At 32.3% G+C, this 18976-nt stretch carries 17 protein-coding genes, 1 tRNA gene and 1 other annotated feature; of the genes, 12 read left to right on the top strand and 6 right to left on the bottom strand.

Features of this window, described 5'->3' with window-relative positions; translation table 11 throughout:
* Positions 1–44 precede the first annotated feature (44 nt).
* A complete protein-coding gene (locus tag NZ841_01180) occupies positions 45–503 on the top strand; it encodes a prepilin-type N-terminal cleavage/methylation domain-containing protein (protein ID MCS7201380.1) in 459 nt (152 codons plus the stop codon).
* Between the two features lie 20 nt (positions 504–523).
* Here the strand turns inward: NZ841_01180 and NZ841_01175 are convergent, their stop codons facing one another.
* Positions 524–1825: a DNA photolyase family protein gene (locus NZ841_01175; protein MCS7201379.1), complete on the bottom strand. Its 1302-nt coding sequence runs from the start codon at positions 1823–1825 to the stop codon at positions 524–526.
* Between the two features lie 129 nt (positions 1826–1954).
* Positions 1955–2199 (top strand) — a binding site (T-box leader).
* 46 nt (positions 2200–2245) lie between these two features.
* Here NZ841_01175 and ilvB point away from each other — a divergent pair.
* The 9 genes from ilvB to NZ841_01130 all read left to right on the top strand — a co-directional run bounded on the left by ilvB (position 2246) and on the right by NZ841_01130 (position 12753).
* Positions 2246–3916, top strand: a complete 1671-nt coding sequence (gene ilvB, locus NZ841_01170) for a biosynthetic-type acetolactate synthase large subunit (protein ID MCS7201378.1) — start codon at positions 2246–2248, stop codon at positions 3914–3916.
* A gap of 12 nt (positions 3917–3928) precedes the next feature.
* On the top strand, positions 3929–4420 hold the full coding sequence (gene ilvN, locus NZ841_01165; protein MCS7201377.1) for an acetolactate synthase small subunit: 492 nt from the start codon (positions 3929–3931) through the stop codon (positions 4418–4420).
* Between the two features lie 15 nt (positions 4421–4435).
* The gene (ilvC, locus tag NZ841_01160) at positions 4436–5434 is read left to right on the top strand and encodes a ketol-acid reductoisomerase (protein ID MCS7201376.1); all 999 of its coding nucleotides are present in this window, start codon (positions 4436–4438) and stop codon (positions 5432–5434) included.
* A gap of 13 nt (positions 5435–5447) precedes the next feature.
* Positions 5448–6965 carry a 2-isopropylmalate synthase gene (locus NZ841_01155; GenBank protein ID MCS7201375.1) on the top strand — a complete coding sequence of 506 codons (1518 nt, stop codon included), beginning with the start codon at positions 5448–5450 and terminating at the stop codon, positions 6963–6965.
* Between the two features lie 20 nt (positions 6966–6985).
* Positions 6986–8263: a 3-isopropylmalate dehydratase large subunit gene (gene leuC, locus NZ841_01150; GenBank protein ID MCS7201374.1), complete on the top strand. Its 1278-nt coding sequence runs from the start codon at positions 6986–6988 to the stop codon at positions 8261–8263.
* Complete coding sequence (gene leuD / locus NZ841_01145) at positions 8260–8763, top strand: 3-isopropylmalate dehydratase small subunit (GenBank protein MCS7201373.1); 504 nt, start codon at positions 8260–8262, stop codon at positions 8761–8763. The genes leuC and leuD overlap by 4 nt, the downstream gene beginning before the upstream one ends.
* A complete protein-coding gene (leuB, locus tag NZ841_01140) occupies positions 8760–9860 on the top strand; it encodes a 3-isopropylmalate dehydrogenase (GenBank protein MCS7201372.1) in 1101 nt (366 codons plus the stop codon). Before leuD ends, leuB begins: the two co-directional genes overlap by 4 nt.
* A complete protein-coding gene (cimA, locus tag NZ841_01135; protein ID MCS7201371.1) occupies positions 9853–11427 on the top strand; it encodes a citramalate synthase in 1575 nt (524 codons plus the stop codon). Before leuB ends, cimA begins: the two co-directional genes overlap by 8 nt.
* A gap of 144 nt (positions 11428–11571) precedes the next feature.
* A complete protein-coding gene (locus NZ841_01130) occupies positions 11572–12753 on the top strand; it encodes an MFS transporter (protein MCS7201370.1) in 1182 nt (393 codons plus the stop codon).
* Here the strand turns inward: NZ841_01130 and NZ841_01125 are convergent.
* The 5 genes from NZ841_01125 to NZ841_01105 form a co-directional block, all read right to left on the bottom strand.
* The gene (locus NZ841_01125) at positions 12727–13428 is read right to left on the bottom strand and encodes an anaerobic ribonucleoside-triphosphate reductase activating protein (GenBank protein ID MCS7201369.1); all 702 of its coding nucleotides are present in this window, start codon (positions 13426–13428) and stop codon (positions 12727–12729) included. The genes NZ841_01130 and NZ841_01125 overlap by 27 nt on opposite strands.
* Positions 13400–15283 carry a ribonucleoside triphosphate reductase gene (locus NZ841_01120; GenBank protein MCS7201368.1) on the bottom strand — a complete coding sequence of 628 codons (1884 nt, stop codon included), beginning with the start codon at positions 15281–15283 and terminating at the stop codon, positions 13400–13402. The genes NZ841_01125 and NZ841_01120 overlap by 29 nt, the downstream gene beginning before the upstream one ends.
* A 6-nt stretch (positions 15284–15289) precedes the next feature.
* Positions 15290–15760, bottom strand: a complete 471-nt coding sequence (nrdR, locus tag NZ841_01115; protein MCS7201367.1) for a transcriptional regulator NrdR — start codon at positions 15758–15760, stop codon at positions 15290–15292.
* 190 nt (positions 15761–15950) lie between these two features.
* Positions 15951–17057 (bottom strand): TIM barrel protein, encoded by a 1107-nt coding sequence (locus NZ841_01110; protein ID MCS7201366.1) that lies wholly within the window; start codon positions 17055–17057, stop codon positions 15951–15953.
* A gap of 80 nt (positions 17058–17137) precedes the next feature.
* A tRNA-Ser gene (locus tag NZ841_01105) sits at positions 17138–17224 on the bottom strand.
* Between the two features lie 236 nt (positions 17225–17460).
* Here NZ841_01105 and NZ841_01100 point away from each other — a divergent pair.
* Positions 17461–18777 (top strand): diguanylate cyclase, encoded by a 1317-nt coding sequence (locus tag NZ841_01100; GenBank protein MCS7201365.1) that lies wholly within the window; start codon positions 17461–17463, stop codon positions 18775–18777.
* On the top strand, positions 18761–18976 hold a 216-nt coding region (locus NZ841_01095; GenBank protein MCS7201364.1), incomplete at its 3' end, for a hypothetical protein. The genes NZ841_01100 and NZ841_01095, both read left to right, overlap by 17 nt.

Genomic DNA, 18976 nt, shown 5'->3' with positions numbered 1-18976 from the left:
AATAAAAATGCTTGAAGAAAACAATTATGGAGGTCTAAAGCATTATGTATATTTTTGATAATTTTAAAAAAACTTCCAAAGAGTACAAAAATATGGGATTTAGCATTATAGAAGTTTTAGTTGTGATTTTAATATTAGGTATAATAATAGGCATAGGGGTTCCCGTATATTATGAGATCTTATTAGAATCTAAAAGAAATACACAAAAATATAATATGAAGTTGATTAAAGAAGCATTGGAAGTGTACTATTTGAGAAATAAATCTTACCCTATAGATGCATGGTCTTTCACCACTTTTTTACTTTATAATCCTTTATATTTCTCAGAAACACTGATATGTCCATACAATAACAAACCATATAATGTAATTCAGTGGCAAGATTACTATACAGATTGGGACGATATATGGAATTGGGTTGAATCTTCTAGGAATTATAACAATATATACTATAAATCAGAAAATCCTACTTATAGTTATGCTTTGACTTATTACTCTCGATGAATAAAAATAAAATAATATCTTCACATTTTTTTGTATAAATTTCGAGCAATATCTCGTTGGATATAAAAATTCACTATAGGTTTCACATAGGAAATCTTGTATTTTAGAGGATTATGAATTTTATAACATTCTTCATTCTTTAATTCTGGTATATACTTTTTAATGAAAATACAATCTGAATCATATCTTTGAGATTGTAATATAGGATTAAAAATTCTCAAGGGCCTTGGATCTGCTCCCACCGATGCAGACCATTGCCAATTCTGAATGTTTAAAACTTCATCATAATCAACAAGAAAATCTTTAAAAAATTTTTCTCCTATTCTCCAATCAGTAAGCAATGTTTTTGTGAGAAAAGATGCTAGAAGCATTCTTGCTCTATTATTAATCCATCCTTCGGAAATAAGCTGTCTTATACATGCATCTATTATAGGATATCCTGTTTCACCTTTCTTAAATTTCTCTATAAAATAATCGTTATTAAGCCACGAAATTTTTCTCTTTTTTTCTTGGAATTCAATATTCCTTGTTTCAGGAAAATTTAGCCTTATATGATACCAGAATTCTCTGAAAGCAAGTTCTTTTAAAAATTGAGAGTTATAAATGTTTTTTATTTTTTTATAAATTTCCTTTATAGATATGACACCAAAGTTAATAAAAGGAGAGAGTTTAGAAGTTCCATCTATACTTAAAAAATTGCGATTTTTATCATAAGTTTCAAAATCAAATTCTTTTAATCTATTAAAACCTGAATTTATTATTTTTAAATCTGCCTCCTTTAATATTTCTAGATCTCTAAATTTTGTTATTTCAACTAAAGGGGTATTTATAAAAGGAATATTTTCCATCTCAGTATAGTCTTTAACATCTAAATAATTTACCCATTTTTTATAAAAGGGCGTAAAAACTTTCCTTTTATCTATTAGCATGGGATTAACTAAAAAATTTCCGTCATAGAACTTTAGAACTATACCCTTTTTTCTACAAAAGTCTTCCAATAATTTCTCTTTTTCTTCAAATTTCCATGTAAAATCTTTATTCAAATAAATAGCCTCAGGTTTTATTCTTTCATATATAAAATTTAAAGTTTCGTAGGAAAAATAAGAGTTTACGACATACAAAAGGGATTTTAACTTTTCAAGCTCTAAATTTAACAGAAAAAGAGCGGAAATAAGAAATTTCCTTTGAAAGAGATTATATTCCTTTTCTTCGAAAATAAATAAAGGAATTAACTCTATTGAATTTTTTACAGCATCATAGAAAGCATTATTATTTTTTATTCTTAGATCTCTTAAGAATAAGTATAAAACTCTACCATACATGAAAGATTTTTCCCAAAATCTTTATTTTTCTTAAAGTTTATCATGAAACTTTTCTTACTTAAATATCAAAACCCCTCTTTACATTTAAATTTGACTATGGTAATATACCAAATTAACTTAATATAGTTATCAATGGCGAAGAAGAGGAGTAGTACACAGGTGATTACTTTACAGAGAGCTGGGGTACGGTGAAACCCAGTAGTATAGCCTGTGGAACTCGCCTTGGAGCTGAAAGCTCGAAGTTGGAGGAGGGTTTTTAAACCTTCCTTTCTAATAAGTAGGGTTTTCCGTTATTCCTGCGTTAAAGGAAAGAGAGGTCCAAAAAAATCAAGGACCAAAAAAGGTGGTACCGTGGGAGGCTTCTCACCCTTTTTTAAAAGGTGGAGAAGCCTTTACTTTTAAGAAAGGAGGAAGAATTTTATGGAAATGACAGTGGCACAAGCAATAATAAAATTCTTGCAGGAAGAGGGAGTGGAGGTTATTTTTGGTTATCCTGGGGGAGCAGTTATTGGTTTTTACGATGCATTATATGATTCCTCTTTAAGACATGTGTTGGTAAGACATGAACAAGGAGCTGCCCATGCAGCAGACGGATATGCTAGAGCTTCCGGAAAAGTAGGAGTTTGTGTTGCAACTTCAGGACCTGGGGCTACAAATTTAGTAACAGGTTTAGCTACTGCCTTCATGGATTCCTCTCCTGTTATCGCTATTACAGGACAAGTAAGAACTAACGTTCTGGGAAAAGATTCCTTTCAAGAAGCAGATATTACTGGAATAACTATGCCCATTACAAAGCATAATTATTTAGTTAAAGATCCTGAAAAGGTACTTACAGTTTTTAAAGAAGCTTTTTATATAGCAACCACAGGAAGAAAGGGGCCTGTTCTTATTGATATTCCTGCAGATGTTTTTATGGCAAAAATAAATTATAGTTATCCTTCTAATATAAATCTCCCAGGATATAAACCTACTTACGATCCCCATCCATTACAGATTAAAAAAGCAATAAATCTTATAAAATCTGCAGAAAAACCAGTAATTTTAGCAGGAGGTGGAGTAATAAGTTCTAACGCATCATCAGAACTACTTAAACTTGCAGAAAAAATTAATACCCCTGTGATTACCACTCTTATGGGAAAGGGTGCTATTCCCGAAGATCATCATCTCTATTGTGGTTTTTTGGGAATGCATGGAGCAGCTTATGCTAATTTTACTGTAAACAACAGTGATTTAATTATCGCAGTAGGAGTTAGATTTAGTGATAGATCTACAGGAAGAGTAGATACCTTTGCTCCTAACGCAAAAATAATTCATATAGATATTGATCCTGCAGAAATCGGAAAAAATGTTTCTGCATCTGTTCCTATTGTAGCAGATGCAAAAATTGCTCTTCAAAGATTGTATGAAGAAGTTGAAGAAAAAAATAACCCTAATTGGTGGGCACAAATCAAAGAGTGGAAAGAAAAATATCCATTAAAATATAAAAACAGTGATGAAGTTATTAAACCTCAATATGTTATCGAGAAAATATATGAAATTACAAAAGGTTCCGCTATTGTGGTTACTGAAGTAGGACAAAATCAAATGTGGGCTGCTCAGTTTTATAAAGTTAAATATCCTAGGCAATTTATTACTTCTGGTGGCTTAGGAACTATGGGATTTGGACTACCTGCTGCCATTGGAGCACAAATTGCGAACCCTGATAAACTAGTAATTGATATAGCTGGAGATGGAAGCATTCAAATGAATATTCAAGAATTAGCTACTGCTGTTTGTCAAAAATTACCCATAAAAATATTTATTTTAAATAACAGTTGTTTAGGTATGGTAAGACAATGGCAAGAACTTTTCTATAGAAAAAGATATTCTTGTACTCTTTTTGATTTTGCTCCTGACTTTGTAAAATTAGCATCCGCTTACGGAATTTATGGAAGAAGAGTAGAAAAACCTTCTGAGGTTGAAGATGCTATTTATTGGGCTTTAGAAAAAAATGATGCTCCTACTATAATAGACTTTAAGGTTGTAAGAGAGGAAAATGTATTTCCTATGGTTCCTGCAGGAGGATCCATAGATAAGATGATGATAGATTAGGAGGTGGAAGTAATGAAACACACCCTCTCCCTTTTAGTGGAGAATAAACCTGGAGTTCTAGCAAGAATTGCAGGACTCTTTAGTAGAAGAGGATACAATATTGAAAGCTTAGCTGTGAATACCACAGAATCCTCTGAAATTTCTCGCATAACCTTAGTCGTCGACGGTGATGAAAAAGTTTTAGAACAGATTACAAAACAACTTTATAAATTAATAGTCGTATTAAAGGTGAATGATTTTACTGATGTTCCTGTCGTAGAAAGGGAATTGGCTTTAATTAGGGTGAATTCTGATACCAATAACAGAAGGGCAATAATAGATCTTGTGGAAATTTTTAGAGCAAGTATTGTAGATGTTAGTGAGAGAGAATTAATTATTGAAATTACTGGAGATAGCGAGAAGATTGATGCCTTTGTAAAGAATTTAGAGCCCTATGGAATAAAAGAGATGGTGAGAACAGGGAAAATAGTTATGCCTCGAGGGATGAGATTAAATAGTAAATAAAGGGAGGTTTATAAAATGGCAAAAGTTTATTATGATTCTGATGTCAATATGGATATTCTTAAGGATAAGATTATTGCAGTTTTAGGATATGGTAGTCAGGGAAGAGCTCATTCTAACAATCTAAAAGATAGTGGTTTAAAGGTTATTCTTGGATTAAGACCAAATGGAGAATCATGGAAAAGAGCTATAGAAGAAGGAATGGAAGTTTATGATATAGAAACTGCAGTTCAAAAGGCAGATATAATTATGTTTTTATTTCCTGATACGGAACAAGCTCAAGTATATAAGGAAAAAGTAGCACCAAATTTGAAACCTTATAAAGCTTTAGGATTTGCTCATGGGTTTAATATTCACTATCACCAAATTGTACCTCCTCCCTTTGTAGATGTATTCATGGTTGCTCCCAAGGGACCTGGTCCTCTAGTAAGACAACTTTATATGGAAGGTAAAGGAGTTCCTGCCCTTTTTGCAGTCCATCAAGACTACTCCCAAAACTGTAAAGACATAGCCCTCTCTTATGCAAAAGGAATAGGAGCTACAAGAGCAGGAGTTTTGGAAACTACTTTTAAAGAGGAAACAGAAACAGATCTTTTTGGAGAACAAGTAGTTCTTTGCGGAGGAGTAACAGCTTTAATAAAGGCAGGCTTTGAAACATTGGTTAATGCAGGATATCAACCTGAGGTTGCTTATTATGAATGTCTTCACGAGTTAAAACTCATAGTAGATCTTATAAATCAAGGTGGGATAACTTTTATGAGAAAAGCAGTAAGTGATACTGCAAAGTATGGAGATATAACAAGGGGACCAAGAATTATTAACGAAGAGACCCGTAAAGAGATGCAAAAAATCCTGAAGGAAATTCAAGAGGGAATATTTGCAAGGGAATGGATTTTAGAGAATCAAGTAGGAAGACCTGTATTTAATGCCCTCCTAAAGAAGGATGAAGAACACCTAATTGAAAAGGTAGGAAAGGTTTTAAGAAAGATGATGCCTTGGCTAAAGGCACAAGAATAGGAGGTGTCTTTTAATGGAAAAGATTTATATCTTTGACACCACACTAAGAGATGGAGAACAAACCCCAGGGGTTAGTTTAAATGTAGAAGAAAAATTAGAAATTGCAAAACAATTAGCTAAATTAAATGTAGATATAATTGAGGCAGGATTTCCCATATCATCAGAAGGAGAATTTCAGGCAGTAAAAACTATAGCAGAAAAGGTAAAAGGACCTGTAATAGCTGCATTAGCAAGAGCAATACCACAAGATATAGATAGAGCATGGGAAGCCTTAAAATATGCAGAAAATCCAAGAATACATACTTTTATTGCAACCTCAGATATCCATATGGAAAAAAAACTAAGAAAAACAAAAGAAGAAGTATTAGAACAAGCAATCTTTGCAGTAAAATATGCAAAAAAATATTGCAGTGATGTAGAATTTTCTCCAGAAGATGCAGTGAGAAGTAATTTTGATTTTCTGTGTAAAGTTATTGAAGAAGTAATTAATGCAGGAGCAACAGTCATAAATATTCCTGATACAGTAGGATATGCTTTACCTTGGGAATTTGGAGAACTGATAAAAAGAATCAGAGAAAAAGTGAAAAATATTGATAAAGTAATTCTTAGTGTTCATTGCCATAATGATTTAGGATTAGCTGTAGCAAATTCTTTGTCTGCCATTATAAATGGAGCTCAACAAGTAGAATGTACTATAAATGGTTTAGGAGAGAGAGCAGGAAATGCAGCCTTAGAAGAAATTGTCATGGCAATTAAAGTGAGAAAATTGGGAAAAGATGTAGGAATAAATACAAAAGAAATTTATAAAACAAGTAGGCTAGTTAGTTCTCTTACGGGAATAATGATACAGCCTAATAAAGCTATCGTTGGAGACAATGCCTTTACCCATGAGTCAGGAATTCATCAGCATGGAGTAATTCAAGATCCCTCTACTTATGAGATTATGTCTCCAGAAAGTATTGGGCTTTCTGAGAGTAGAATAGTCTTAGGAAAACACTCAGGAAGACATGCTTTTGAAAAAAGATTAGAAGAGCTTGGTTATAGTTTAAACAAAGAAGAATTAGATGAAGCCTTCAAAAGATTTAAGGAGTTGGCAGATAAGAAGAAAGAAATTACTGATAGAGATCTAGAAGCCTTGATTAAAAATGGATTTAGAGAATCTGAAGAAATGATAAAATTAGAGCATCTTCAGGTAGTTAGTGGATTAGGTATTGTTCCCACCGCAACAATTGTAATAGATAAAAGAGGAGAAAAGATAAAAAGTGTAAATACAGGAAATGGACCAGTAGATGCAGTGTATAAAGCTATATCAGAGTCTATTAAAGTGGAACATAATTTATTAGACTTTTCTCTTCGATCTGTAACTTCAGGAACTGATGCTTTAGGGGAAGCTTTAGTCAAAATTTCCGATGAATCTGGAAATATTTTTGTAGGAAGAGCAACAAGCACCGATGTGATTGAGGCAAGTGCAAAGGCATATTTAAGAGCAATTAGTAATCTCTTAAGTTATAAAGAAAGAACTAAAAATTAATTGAGAAGGGAGAAAAATTTATGGGATTAACTATTACCGAAAAAATTCTTCTAAAACACTCAAATAATAAAGAGATTTCTCCTGGAGATTTGATCTTTGTAAAATTAGATTTTATGTTAGCTAACGACATTACTGCTCCTTTAGCTATAAAGGAATTTAGAAAAATAGGTGCGAAAAAGGTCTTTGATCCTGAAAAAATTGCCTTGATTCCTGATCACTATACCCCTAATAAGGATATAAAGTCAGCCCAGCAAGCAAAAGAAGTTAGAGAATTTGCAAGAGAGCAGGGAATTAAATACTTTTACGATGGAGGAAGAGTAGGAATAGAGCATGCTCTTCTTCCTGAAGAAGGCTTGGTTTTACCTGGAGATTGTATAATCGGTGCGGATTCCCATACCTGTACCTATGGTGCCTTAGGGGCTTTTTCTACTGGAGTTGGAAGTACTGATTTAGCTTATGCTATGACTTTTGGAGAAATTTGGCTCAAAGTTCCTGAGTCTATAAAATTTATTTATTATGGAAAACTTCCAAAATGGGTAGGGGGGAAAGATTTAATATTGTTTACTATAGGAAAGATAGGAGTTGATGGAGCAAGATACAAAGCTATGGAGTTTACAGGAGAAGTGATTAGAAGTCTTTCAATGGCAGACAGGTTTACTATATGCAATATGGCAATAGAAGCAGGAGCAAAAAGTGGAATTATCGAGCCCGATGAGATTACCTTAGAGTATGTTAGGAGTAGAGCCAAAAGAAATTTTGAAATTTTTTATAGCGATAAAGACGCAAATTATAGTGAAATATATGAATGGGATGTTTCAAATTTGGAACCTATGGTTGCTTTTCCCCATCTTCCTAGTAATGTCTATCCTATTTCTGAAGTTATTAATAAAAATATAACATTAGATCAGGTATATATTGGATCTTGTACCAATGGAAGATTAGAAGATTTAAGAATTGCTGCAAAGATTCTAAAGGGACATAAGGTTAATCCTAATTTAAGGTTAATAATAACCCCTGCAACTCCTTCCATATATATGTCCGCTTTAAAAGAGGGATTAATTGAAATATTTTTATCTGCTGGAGGTATAATCACTCCTCCCAGTTGTGGTCCTTGTTTAGGAGGACATCTAGGGGTTTTAGCAGAAGGAGAAAGAGCTTTAAGTACTACTAATAGAAACTTTGTAGGAAGAATGGGACATCCAAAGAGTGAAGTTTATTTATCTAATCCTGCAGTAGCAGCAGCTTCTGCCATCTTGGGAAGGATATCTGCACCTTGGGAAGTGGAGGTGAAAGAATGATTTATCAAGGAAAAGCCCTTTGTTATGGAGATAATATAGATACCGATGTAATTATTCCTGCAAGGTATCTAAATACCACTGATCCTAATGAACTTTCCCTTCATTGTATGGAAGATTTAGATCCTTTATTTCATGAAAAGGTTAAAGAGAAAAACATTCTTGTAGTAGGAGAGAATTTTGGATGTGGCTCCTCTCGAGAACATGCTCCTATAGCTTTAAAAGCATCGGGTATTCAATGCATCATTGCAAAATCCTTTGCAAGAATCTTTTATAGAAATGCTATAAATATTGGTTTTCCTATTTTGGAAATTCCTTCTGCCGTAGAAAGAATTAAAGAAGGGGATCTTTTAAGAGTAGATTTTATCAATGGGATAGTAGAAAATCTCTCCACGAAAGAAAGATTTGAAACAAAACCTTTTCCCCCCTTAATTCAAGAAATTATAAACAAGGGGGGGCTAATAAATTTTGCTAAAGAGAGAATTAAAGGGGGAGAATTATGAGTTACAAAATTGCAGTATTACCAGGAGATGGCATTGGACCAGAAGTAATCCAGCAAGGGATTAAAGTTTTAAAAGCAATAGAGAGGGTATTTGGACATAAATTTGAGATGGAATTTGCCCTAGCAGGAGGGGTTGCTATTGACGAGAAAGGAACTCCTCTCCCTGAAGAAACTTTTAATCTTTGTAAGGAGAGCAACGCAATTTTATTAGGCGCAGTGGGAGGACCAAAATGGGATAACCTGCCTTCCCATCTTCGTCCTGAACAAGCCCTTTTAGGGCTTAGGGGAGGCTTGAAACTATTTGCTAATATTAGACCAATAAAGGCATATAATTCCTTAATTTTTAGTTCTCCTCTAAAACCCGAGATTGTTAAAGATGTAGATTTTGTTATTATCCGAGAACTTACAGGAGGACTTTATTTTGGAAAACCTAAAGAAAGATATGAAAAAGATGGAGAGTTTTTTGCGGTAGATACTATGATTTATTCAGAGAAAGAAATTGAAAGAATAGCAAGAGTCGCCTTTTCTATTGCTGAGAAAAGAAGAAAGAAAGTTACCTCTGTAGATAAGGCAAATATTTTAGAGACTTCAAGACTATGGAGAGAAGTTGTAGAGAAAATTTCTAAAGAGTATTCTGAAATTATCTTAGAACATATGTATGTAGATAATTGTTCTATGCAAATAATAAGAAATCCTAGACAATTTGATGTTATTTTGACAGAAAATACCTTTGGAGATATTTTAAGTGATGAAGCAGCAGTGATAACTGGATCTATTGGAATGCTTCCATCTGCAAGTCTTGGGGAAGGAGAAATAGGCTTATATGAACCCATTCATGGCTCTGCTCCAGATATTGCGGGAAAAAATATTGCAAATCCCTTAGGAACTATTTTATCCTGTGCCTTCTTATTGAGATATTCTCTAAACTTAGAAAAAGAAGCAAAATTAATTGAAGAAGCAGTAGAAAAAGTTTTAAGTTTAGGATATTTTACTAAAGATTTATATAACAATAATCCCAATGCTAAGAAGTTAGTCTCTACGGAAGAAATGGGAGATCTAATAGTTAAATATATAGAGAGAGGTGAGCTTAATGAATAAAATTTATCTCTATGATACCACTCTAAGAGATGGAGCCCAAAGTGAAAGAATTTCTTTTTCTTTAGAGGATAAATTAAGAATAGTAGAAAAGCTTGATGATTTTGGAATTGACTACATTGAAGGAGGATGGCCTGGTTCTAATCCTAAAGATCTGAACTTTTTCAAAAGAGTTAAAGAAATCCCCTTAAAACATGCTAAAATTGCTGCTTTTGGAAGCACAAGAAGAGTAAAGAATCTACCTGAAACAGATCCTAATTTAAAAGCCTTACTAGATAGTGACACTCCAGTAGTGACTATTTTTGGAAAAAGTTGGGACTTTCATGTTATAGAGATTCTTAAAACAACCCTTGATAATAACCTTCAAATAATATACGATTCGGTGAAGTATTTAAAATCCCATAATAAAGAAGTAATCTATGATGCAGAACATTTCTTTGACGGGTTTAAATCTGACCCATCCTATGCTATAGCTACATTGGAGTCTGCAGTAGAGGGAGGAGCAGATTGTATAGTTTTAGCAGATACCAATGGAGGATCCCTGCCTTGGGAAATAGCTGAAGCTATTAGAAAGGTTAAAGAAAAAATTAAAGCTCCTTTAGGAATTCATACCCATAATGATTCAGAACTAGCAGTAGCAAATACTATAGTTGCTGTTTTAGAGGGAGTTATTCACGTACAGGGTACAATGAATGGGTATGGGGAAAGATGTGGAAATGCAAATTTATGCTCCATAATACCTATACTTCAGTTAAAAATGGGTATTCCCGTACTTCCTGAAGAAAATTTAGCAAAGCTTACGGATTTATCTCATTGGATTTCTGAAATTGCTAATCTTCCTCCTGAGTCCTGGGCACCCTTTGTTGGAAGAAGCGCTTTTGCCCATAAGGGAGGAGTACACGTTAATGCCATTTTGAAAAACCCTAAATCTTATGAACATATAAATCCTGAAAAGGTAGGAAACAAGAGGAGAATATTAGTTTCAGAACTTTCAGGAACAAGTACCATTGTTTCAAAAGCAAGAGAATTTAATATAGATTTAGATAGAGACTCACCTTTAGCAAAAATGATTTTAGATAAGGTTACAGAACTGGAAAATGAAGGGTATTATTTTGAAGGTGCAGAAGCATCCTTTGAGCTTTTAGTAAGACATGCCTTAGGGCAAGAAACAAAACTTTTTGATTTAATTGGTTTAAGAGTCATAGTAGAAAAAATAGGAGAAGATGGAGAAACAATAACTGAAGCAACATTAAAACTAAAGGTCAAAGATAAAATTGTCCATGTAGCATCCGAAGGAAATGGTCCTGTACATGCTCTCGACCAAGCTCTAAGAAAAGCTCTCACAGAATTCTATCCCCAATTAAAGAATATTCAACTTTCCGATTTCAAAGTAAGGGTAATTAATGGAAAGAGTGGAACAGGAGCAAAAGTAAGAGTATTAATCGATTCTGTGGATAATCAAGGAAGAAGTTGGAGCACTGTTGGAGTTTCTACAAATATAATAGAGGCAAGTTGGAAAGCCTTAGTAGAAAGTCTTGAATATGGGCTTTTAGAAGAAAAAGAAGACTAAAACTTGGGGGAAAATATTCTTTTCCCCCTCAAAGAATTCATATTCTTATCTATAGTAGGCAGTTAAAAGAAGAAAATTGTAATTGAGATTTAAGAAAGATTGCATGGTATTACAGTAAAAAGAAAGCTTTGGAAGAATCCTTTCGTGAAATTAAAAGAACTAAAAAGAGAAATTATTGAGAAAAAAGAGATATACACTTTAATAATTCTATTAGGAATTGGAAATATAGGATTTTCTCTGTTTTCTGCCTTTCGAAGTTTTAATTTGATATTTTTTATAAGCAAGTTTACAACTTCAAAAACTCAAATTGGAATTATAATGTCTATAATAGGTTTTGCAGGAATGATAGTTCCTCCTTTGATTGGCTTACTTTCTGATAGAATGATTAAAGTTTTAAAAGGAAGAAAATATATAGTTATTTTCAGTTTGATCTTTTTAGTTTTAGCTCTTTTAAGGTTTGAGAGGTCAAAAAGTCTAAAGGACTTATATATAAATACCTTTTTAATCTCTACTTTCTTCTTTTCAGGATTTGCTCCTTTCCAGTCCTTAGTTCCAGATTTGATACCAAAGAATTTTTTTGCAAAAGCAACAGGAATATTGAACTTTTCCTCTTATCTAGTTCAGGGAATTTATATCATTCTTATTTTATTTCTCCATACTGATTTTATAAAATTTCTTTTGATATATTTAGGAATAATCCTTTCTCTTCTTTTTCTTCTTCTTATTCCTGAAGAAGCGAAAGAATATAAAAAAGATGTTATGGATCTTAATTATTTTAGAGGAGGAATATGGATTAAGCTTTTTGCATTGCAGTGGCTAATATGGTATAGTATATCCTCCATTAGTTCTTTTATTCTTCTTTTTTTTCAGGATGCCCTTTTTGCCTCTCTAAAAGATTACATAATTGCTCTTGGTATCTTTGGAATATTGTCTTGGATTTCTACCATTCCCATAGGTTTTATTGCGGATAGATATTCTAAAGAAAAATTAAGTGCTATTGGTTTGGCACTTTTGGCAATAAGTAGTGTTCTTTTCTCACAAACCTATAGATTAATTCATGTTTATCCTCCTTTAATTCTCTATGGCATCAGCCTATCTTTATTATCCATTGTCCCCTATAGCCTTTTATTGAGTTATATTCCCAAGGAAAAGGCAGGAAGCTTTGTAGGATTAAATAATTTAATTATTTCTTTTTCTCAGATTATTTCCTATTTTCTTTCAGGTTTAATTATTGATTATGGAAGTTACAGGATTAATTTTCTCCAAGGAGCAGTAGCATCTATTATTGCACTTTTAATCTTAAGAAGAATTAACAACTCCTCTTAATTTTCCTTGAACCTTTTCTTTAAAATCTTTAACCTTTTCTGGGGAATATGGTTTTTGAAATCTATATTCCAAATTTAACGTTTTCTCAGGATTAAACTGCTGTAAATAATAAGGAACATCCCCAATAACATCTTTGATAATTCTTAAATCTTTTTCTCTCACTAATTTTGGAACCAGTGTAGTCCTTACTTCAAAATTTATATTACTTTTTTTTAGAATTTTTAAGGATTCCATAAGATTTTTGTAATATTTCTCTGCTAAATCTTCTTTTAAACCTATAGTTTCTCCATATTTTTCTTTAGAGTTCTTAAAATCAAGAGCAACGTAATCCACTAGTCTTGCTTGAATTAATTCCATCAACATATAGGGGTTACTACCATTGGTATCTAATTTTACAAAAAGTCTTTTCTTTTTTAATTTAAATAAAAATTTGGGAAGATCTTTTTGCAATGTAGGCTCCCCTCCTGTTATTACTACAGAATCTATCAATTTCCTTCTTCTTGCTAATTCTTCTAATATAAATTCTTCAGAATATACCCCCTTTTTTCTTGTGGATATCAATTCAGGGTTATGACAAAATGGACATCTAAAATTACATCCTTGGGTAAATATTACAAAGGATATTTTTTCAGGAAAATCTATTAAACTAAATCCCAGGTAACCTGAGATTTTCAATTCTCTTCCTCTCCTTTAAAGTTAATACAAAAGATTTTCTTAATTTAAATTCTTCCTGTTTACCTCTATTCCAGCTTTTAACAGGTCTATAATATCCTACAACCCTTGAATAAATTTCCGTTTCCTTTCCACAATGGGGACAACTTTCCCTTTCCCCTTTTATATATCCATGTTCAGGACATACACTGAAGGTAGGAGTAAGGGTAAAATAGGGAAGACGATAATTGGAAGAGATTAATCTTACTGCCTCTTTCACTAAGTTTATATCATCAATTGCCTCTCCCAAAAAGATATGTAAAACTGTGCCACCTGTATATAGGCTTTGAAGTTCATCTTGATGTTCCAATACTTCAAAAGGATCTTGGGAATAGTTCACAGGAAGCTGAGTAGAGTTTGTATAAAAAGGTTCCTTATCTCCCGAAGTATATATATCCTTAAACTTCATCTTATCAATACGAGCTAACCTGTAAGATGTTCCTTCTGCAGGAGTAGCTTCAAGATTATATAGGTTATTTGTTTCCTTCTGATATTTTAAAAGCCTTTCTCTCATAAATTTTAATACTTTAATGGCAAACTCTCTACCCCCTACCTCATTTATTCCTTCCTTTAAAAGATTCATGCATGCTTCATGCATTCCTATAACTCCAATGGTAGAAAAATGATTCCCCCAGTATTGTCCTGTAAGTTCATAAACTCCGGAAAGATAATACTTAGAATAGGGATAGAGATTTTTATGAGTTAAATCCTCAAGAACTTTTCTTTTTATTTCCAAACTTTCCTTTGCTAAATCCATAAGAAAGGCTAATCTATCAAAGAATTCGTCTTCATTTTTAGAAAGATATCCTAATCTTGGAAGATTTATAGTAACAACTCCAATACTTCCTGTTAAAGGATTAGCACCAAAAAGGCCTCCTCCTCGGTGTTTTAGTTCTTCTACATTTTTATTCGATGTATTTAGAGTAAAAGTAAGAGCTCTTTGTCTTACAAGAGAATTATCTAATCTTAACCTGCAACACATACTTCTTACATCAGAAGGATCCATATCTGAGTTTACAAAATTGGAAAAGTATGGAGTTCCATACTTTGCAGTCATTTCCCATATTTTTGTAAGATTTGACTTTTCCCAAGGAAAATCTTTAGTTATACTATAGGTAGGAATAGGAAAAGTAAAAATTCTTCCATGAGCATCTCCTTCAATCATTACCTCACAAAAAGCTTCATTTAGAATATCCATTTCCCTTTGAAACTCTGAGTAAGTAGCATCTTTTCTTTCTCCACCAATAATAACCTTTTTATCTCTTAAATCTTCAGGAACAGTGAGATCAAAACTAAGATTTGTAAAGGGAGTTTGAAACCCTGTTCTTGTAGGTATATTTAAGTTAAATATGAACTCCTGGAGGGCCTGCTTCACTTCTTTATAGGAAAGGTTATCATAGGCTATAAAGGGTGCTAAAAAGGTATCAAAATTAGAAAAGGCAATAGCACCTGCTGCTTCTCCTTGAAGAGTAAACATAAAGTTAACAATTTGTCCCAAAGCAGTTCTAAAATGTCTTGCTGGCTTACTTGATATTTTACCCTCTACTCCTCCAAAACCCCTTAATAATAAGTCTTCTAAGTCCCATCCCACACAATATACGGAGAGAGAGCCTAAATCATGAATATGAAAATCTCCTTCTTGATGAGCCTTTGCAATATCTTTAGGATAAATTTCTTCTAACCAGTATCTTGCAATTAAGCTGGAATAAAGATAATAATTTAATCCTTGAAGAGAATAAGCCATATTAGAATTTTCGTTTACTCTCCAGTCACTTTTCTCCAGATATTCTCTTATTAAATCATTAACCTCCTTTCCCATATTTATTTAGCCCTCCTTCTCTCCTTTTTCTTTCTCCAGTTGGGAAAGAAGTTTTGCAAATTCCTCGACGGAACTAAATTCCTGATATACTGAAGCAAATCTAATATATGCAACTTTATCCAAATATCTTAATCTTTCTAGTACCATCATTCCTAAGTCTTTTGATCTTATTTCACTTAATCCCTGTTTTCTTATATCTCCTAATATTTCGTCAATTATTTCTTCTAACTTCTCGTTATCTATATTTCTCTTTACCGTAGCTCTCTGAAGACCAAGAAGAAGTTTATTCCTATCAAAAGGTTCCCTTCTTCCATCTTTTTTAATTACTAAAATAGGTTTCTCTTCTATTCTTTCATAGGTAGTGAATCTTTCACCACATCTAAGACATACTCTTCTTCTTCTGACTACTGTCTGATTCTCAATTTCTCGAGTATCCAAAACATTTGTTTCTGAGTTTCCACAGAAAGGACATTTCATTTTTATATTCTCCACTATATATTGTATTAAACAAATAATAACATACCCTATATATTGAGTCAAAGAAAAAGAACTCTTTTTTTCTTATAATTTTTACCTAAAATTATAATTTTTCTTTATTTTTCTTTGGTTTTTGACTAAAGGTAAAGATTAATAAGGTGATGGGGGAAGAAAAATCTTCCCCCAAAAATTATCTATGGTTCTCCGCCAATATTAACTCCAATTCTCCCCTATGATTTTCTGGATCAAAGTAGCATTCAATAATTTTTTCATGAGGAAGTCTTTCAATCCTTTCATTCATAATATTCAGAACCTTAGTGTTTATCTCTATAGCTTTAAGCACAGGAATTCTCTCTGGATTTATATCAATTCCAAAGTATCCTTGATAACCTACCATTTTTAGAGTATAAAGAAGAGCCTCGGTAGCATCCCAATCTACAACACCAACATTTAAATCTTGATCATAATTTCCCAAGGGCTGACTATTCCAATGGGTGTGGAACAATCTCCCTTCTCTGGCTACTCTTGCATAGGAATAAGGTAAATCTTCAAAACCCATTCTTACATGACCTACCTCTGGATTTAATCCAACAAGAGCATGACCCTCTTTTAACAATTTTAAATTTTCTGGATTTCTCAATCTTGATTCTATATCTCTTGCCGCTAAAATTCCATCAGAAGTAGTTCTATAAATGTTATTAGGAGCAGGTTCATAAGGTTTAGGTTCAATTGCTACTTGTACTCCTGGAACTTCATCCATAGCTTGAGCTACTAATTCCTCAAAAGTATCCCACATATGATAATATAGATGTCCAAAAGAATATGTATATCCATCAATTCCAGGCCAAATGATACATATATCCGCATTGGCCTCCTTTACAAGTTTTAATCCATTTACCAGTCTTTCATAGGCAATTTTTCTATATTTTTCATAGGGATTAGAGAGAGAACCAAATTCAAAGATCTTATCATAAAATAAACTTAAAGGTACTGCAACAAGTCTAATTCCTGCCTCTTTCTCAAGCTTTTTATATAAATGTAAATTCTCTTCATTCACTTCTGCAGGATAATGAGCTTCTATTCCTTTTATCCCAAATTTTGCCATTTCTGCTGCCATCTCTATTCTCTCAGGAATACCTTTAGTTTCTACATAGGGTTCATGAAATCTTCCTCCTCCTGGAGTAAAATACCAGATGCCGACAGAAAACTTAAGATCCAATTTAAAAGATTGCATGTGTTTTAATAATTCCTCTTTATTTCTTTTTATTTTTTGAGAACGATGGTCTACAAAGGGCATATTAAAACCTCCTTTTTAATGAGTTTTATATAAGTTTACAATAATATTTGTTTACAAGCAATCGTTTTAATAAAAAAAGGCGGAGAGGGTGGGATTCGAACCCACGAGGCTCTTTTAAGCCTACTCGCTTTCGAGGCGAGCGCCTTAATCCCCTCGGCCACCTCTCCATATTTATTATATCATGTGTGATCTATGTCACAGACAAAAATAGAAGTATAATATAAAAATACAAAATTAAAAATTTTATGAGAGAAAAATGAGCCTAAGAAGAAAAATTCTACTGGGATCATTCTTAGTTCTTTTGTTTTTTTCTTTCTCTGTTTTTATTTCTTCTTTTTTAATCTCTAATATCCTTGTAGAGGAAAGCATCAAAAGTAAAGCTCAAGAGGTAAAAAAGAACTTTTTGTATTTTCTAGTACGAGAAATAAAAAAGCTTGAAAATCATATCAGAGATTATGCTTATTGGGATGACATGGGAGAATTTGGCGTTATTAAAAAGGATAAAAATTGGATTAAGAATAATCTGGAACCATGGGTTAGAAATACTTTTCACTATGATTTAGTTGCTCTTTTAAAAGAAAATGGAAAAATTATAATTAAAAGTCCCTTTGAAAATATCCCATTAAAGATTTTACTACCAAAGAATTTAACAATTACTTCTGGATTCTATATAACTAAAAGAGGAGTTCTTGTATATGCTTCTTCTCCCGTTTTTGATAACTACGGAAAGAAGTTCTATCATGCCTTTTTAATCTTCGGATATATCATAGACGATTCAGTCTTAAAAGAATGGGAAAAAACTTTAGATTTTGGTATTGTCATAAAAACCAAAATAAATACTTATTCCTCAGATCCTAATATACCTGAAATTTCTTTTTCTTCAGATTACTGCTATAAAGATAATTATCTTTGTATATTAACTCCCATAGATGCCAAAAATGGATCCTTTGAATTTAAAATCTATAAGTATGAAGATTTACCCTCTAAAATTTCCCTTTTTCTTCAAAGATCTTTTATTCTTTCACTAGTATTCATACTAATTTTATCTATTCTTTTAAGTAATTTTGCTATATCTGCAATATTTGAGCCTCTGAAAACCTTTCAGAAAAACATAGAAGATATTGCTGAAGGTAAATATAACATAGAGTTAGATATTAATAGAAAGGATGAAATTGGGGAATTGGCAAGAAGTTTTAAAAAAATGGTAGATAAAGTATCAGAAAGAGAAAAAGAATTAACCTTAGCAAGAAAATTAGCAGAAGAATCCTCCTTAATAGATGAATTAACAGGTATTCCCAACAGAAAATTTTTATACCAATACACAGAATATTTAATAAAGACTAAAGAAGATTTTGCTTTAGTTTTTATAGATTTAGACAATTTCAAAAGTATTAATGACCTACTAGGACACTCTAAGGGAGATGAAGTTTTAAAAGAAGTAGCCCAATGGTTAAAAAAGAATTTAAGGGAAGAAGATAAACTGGCAAGATATGGCGGGGATGAGTTTTGTATTATTCTTCTTGATGTTAATGAAGATAAAGCAGAGGAAATTGTAAAAAGATTATATATCAAATTTTTAAGCGAGAATTTTATAACAGGAATAATGATAGGCTTTAGCTATGGAATTTCCTTTTTCCCAAAGGATGGAGAAAATTTAGATAAACTTCTTGAAAAAGCGGACGAAAGAATGTATAAAATGAAATATGATGAAAGTGAATAGATCTCATTCTATTGTTAATAATTTAAAAGATAAATTTGAATATATAGGAACATTTTTAGCATCCTTTCATTATATCTTTCAAATCCCATATGTCATATATCTAACTGCAAGAGTCAAATTGCCTTTTAATAAGATAATAGATAATAATCTTGATAAATTTCTTTTAATCCTCTTATTTATTTCAGGATTAATTAGTTCT

It is taken from the genome of Dictyoglomus sp., assembly GCA_025060475.1.
In the GTDB taxonomy this organism is placed as follows: domain Bacteria; phylum Dictyoglomota; class Dictyoglomia; order Dictyoglomales; family Dictyoglomaceae; genus NZ13-RE01.
Note: the sequence above shows the minus strand (reverse complement) of the source record. Positions and strands in the feature narration are given on the sequence as shown.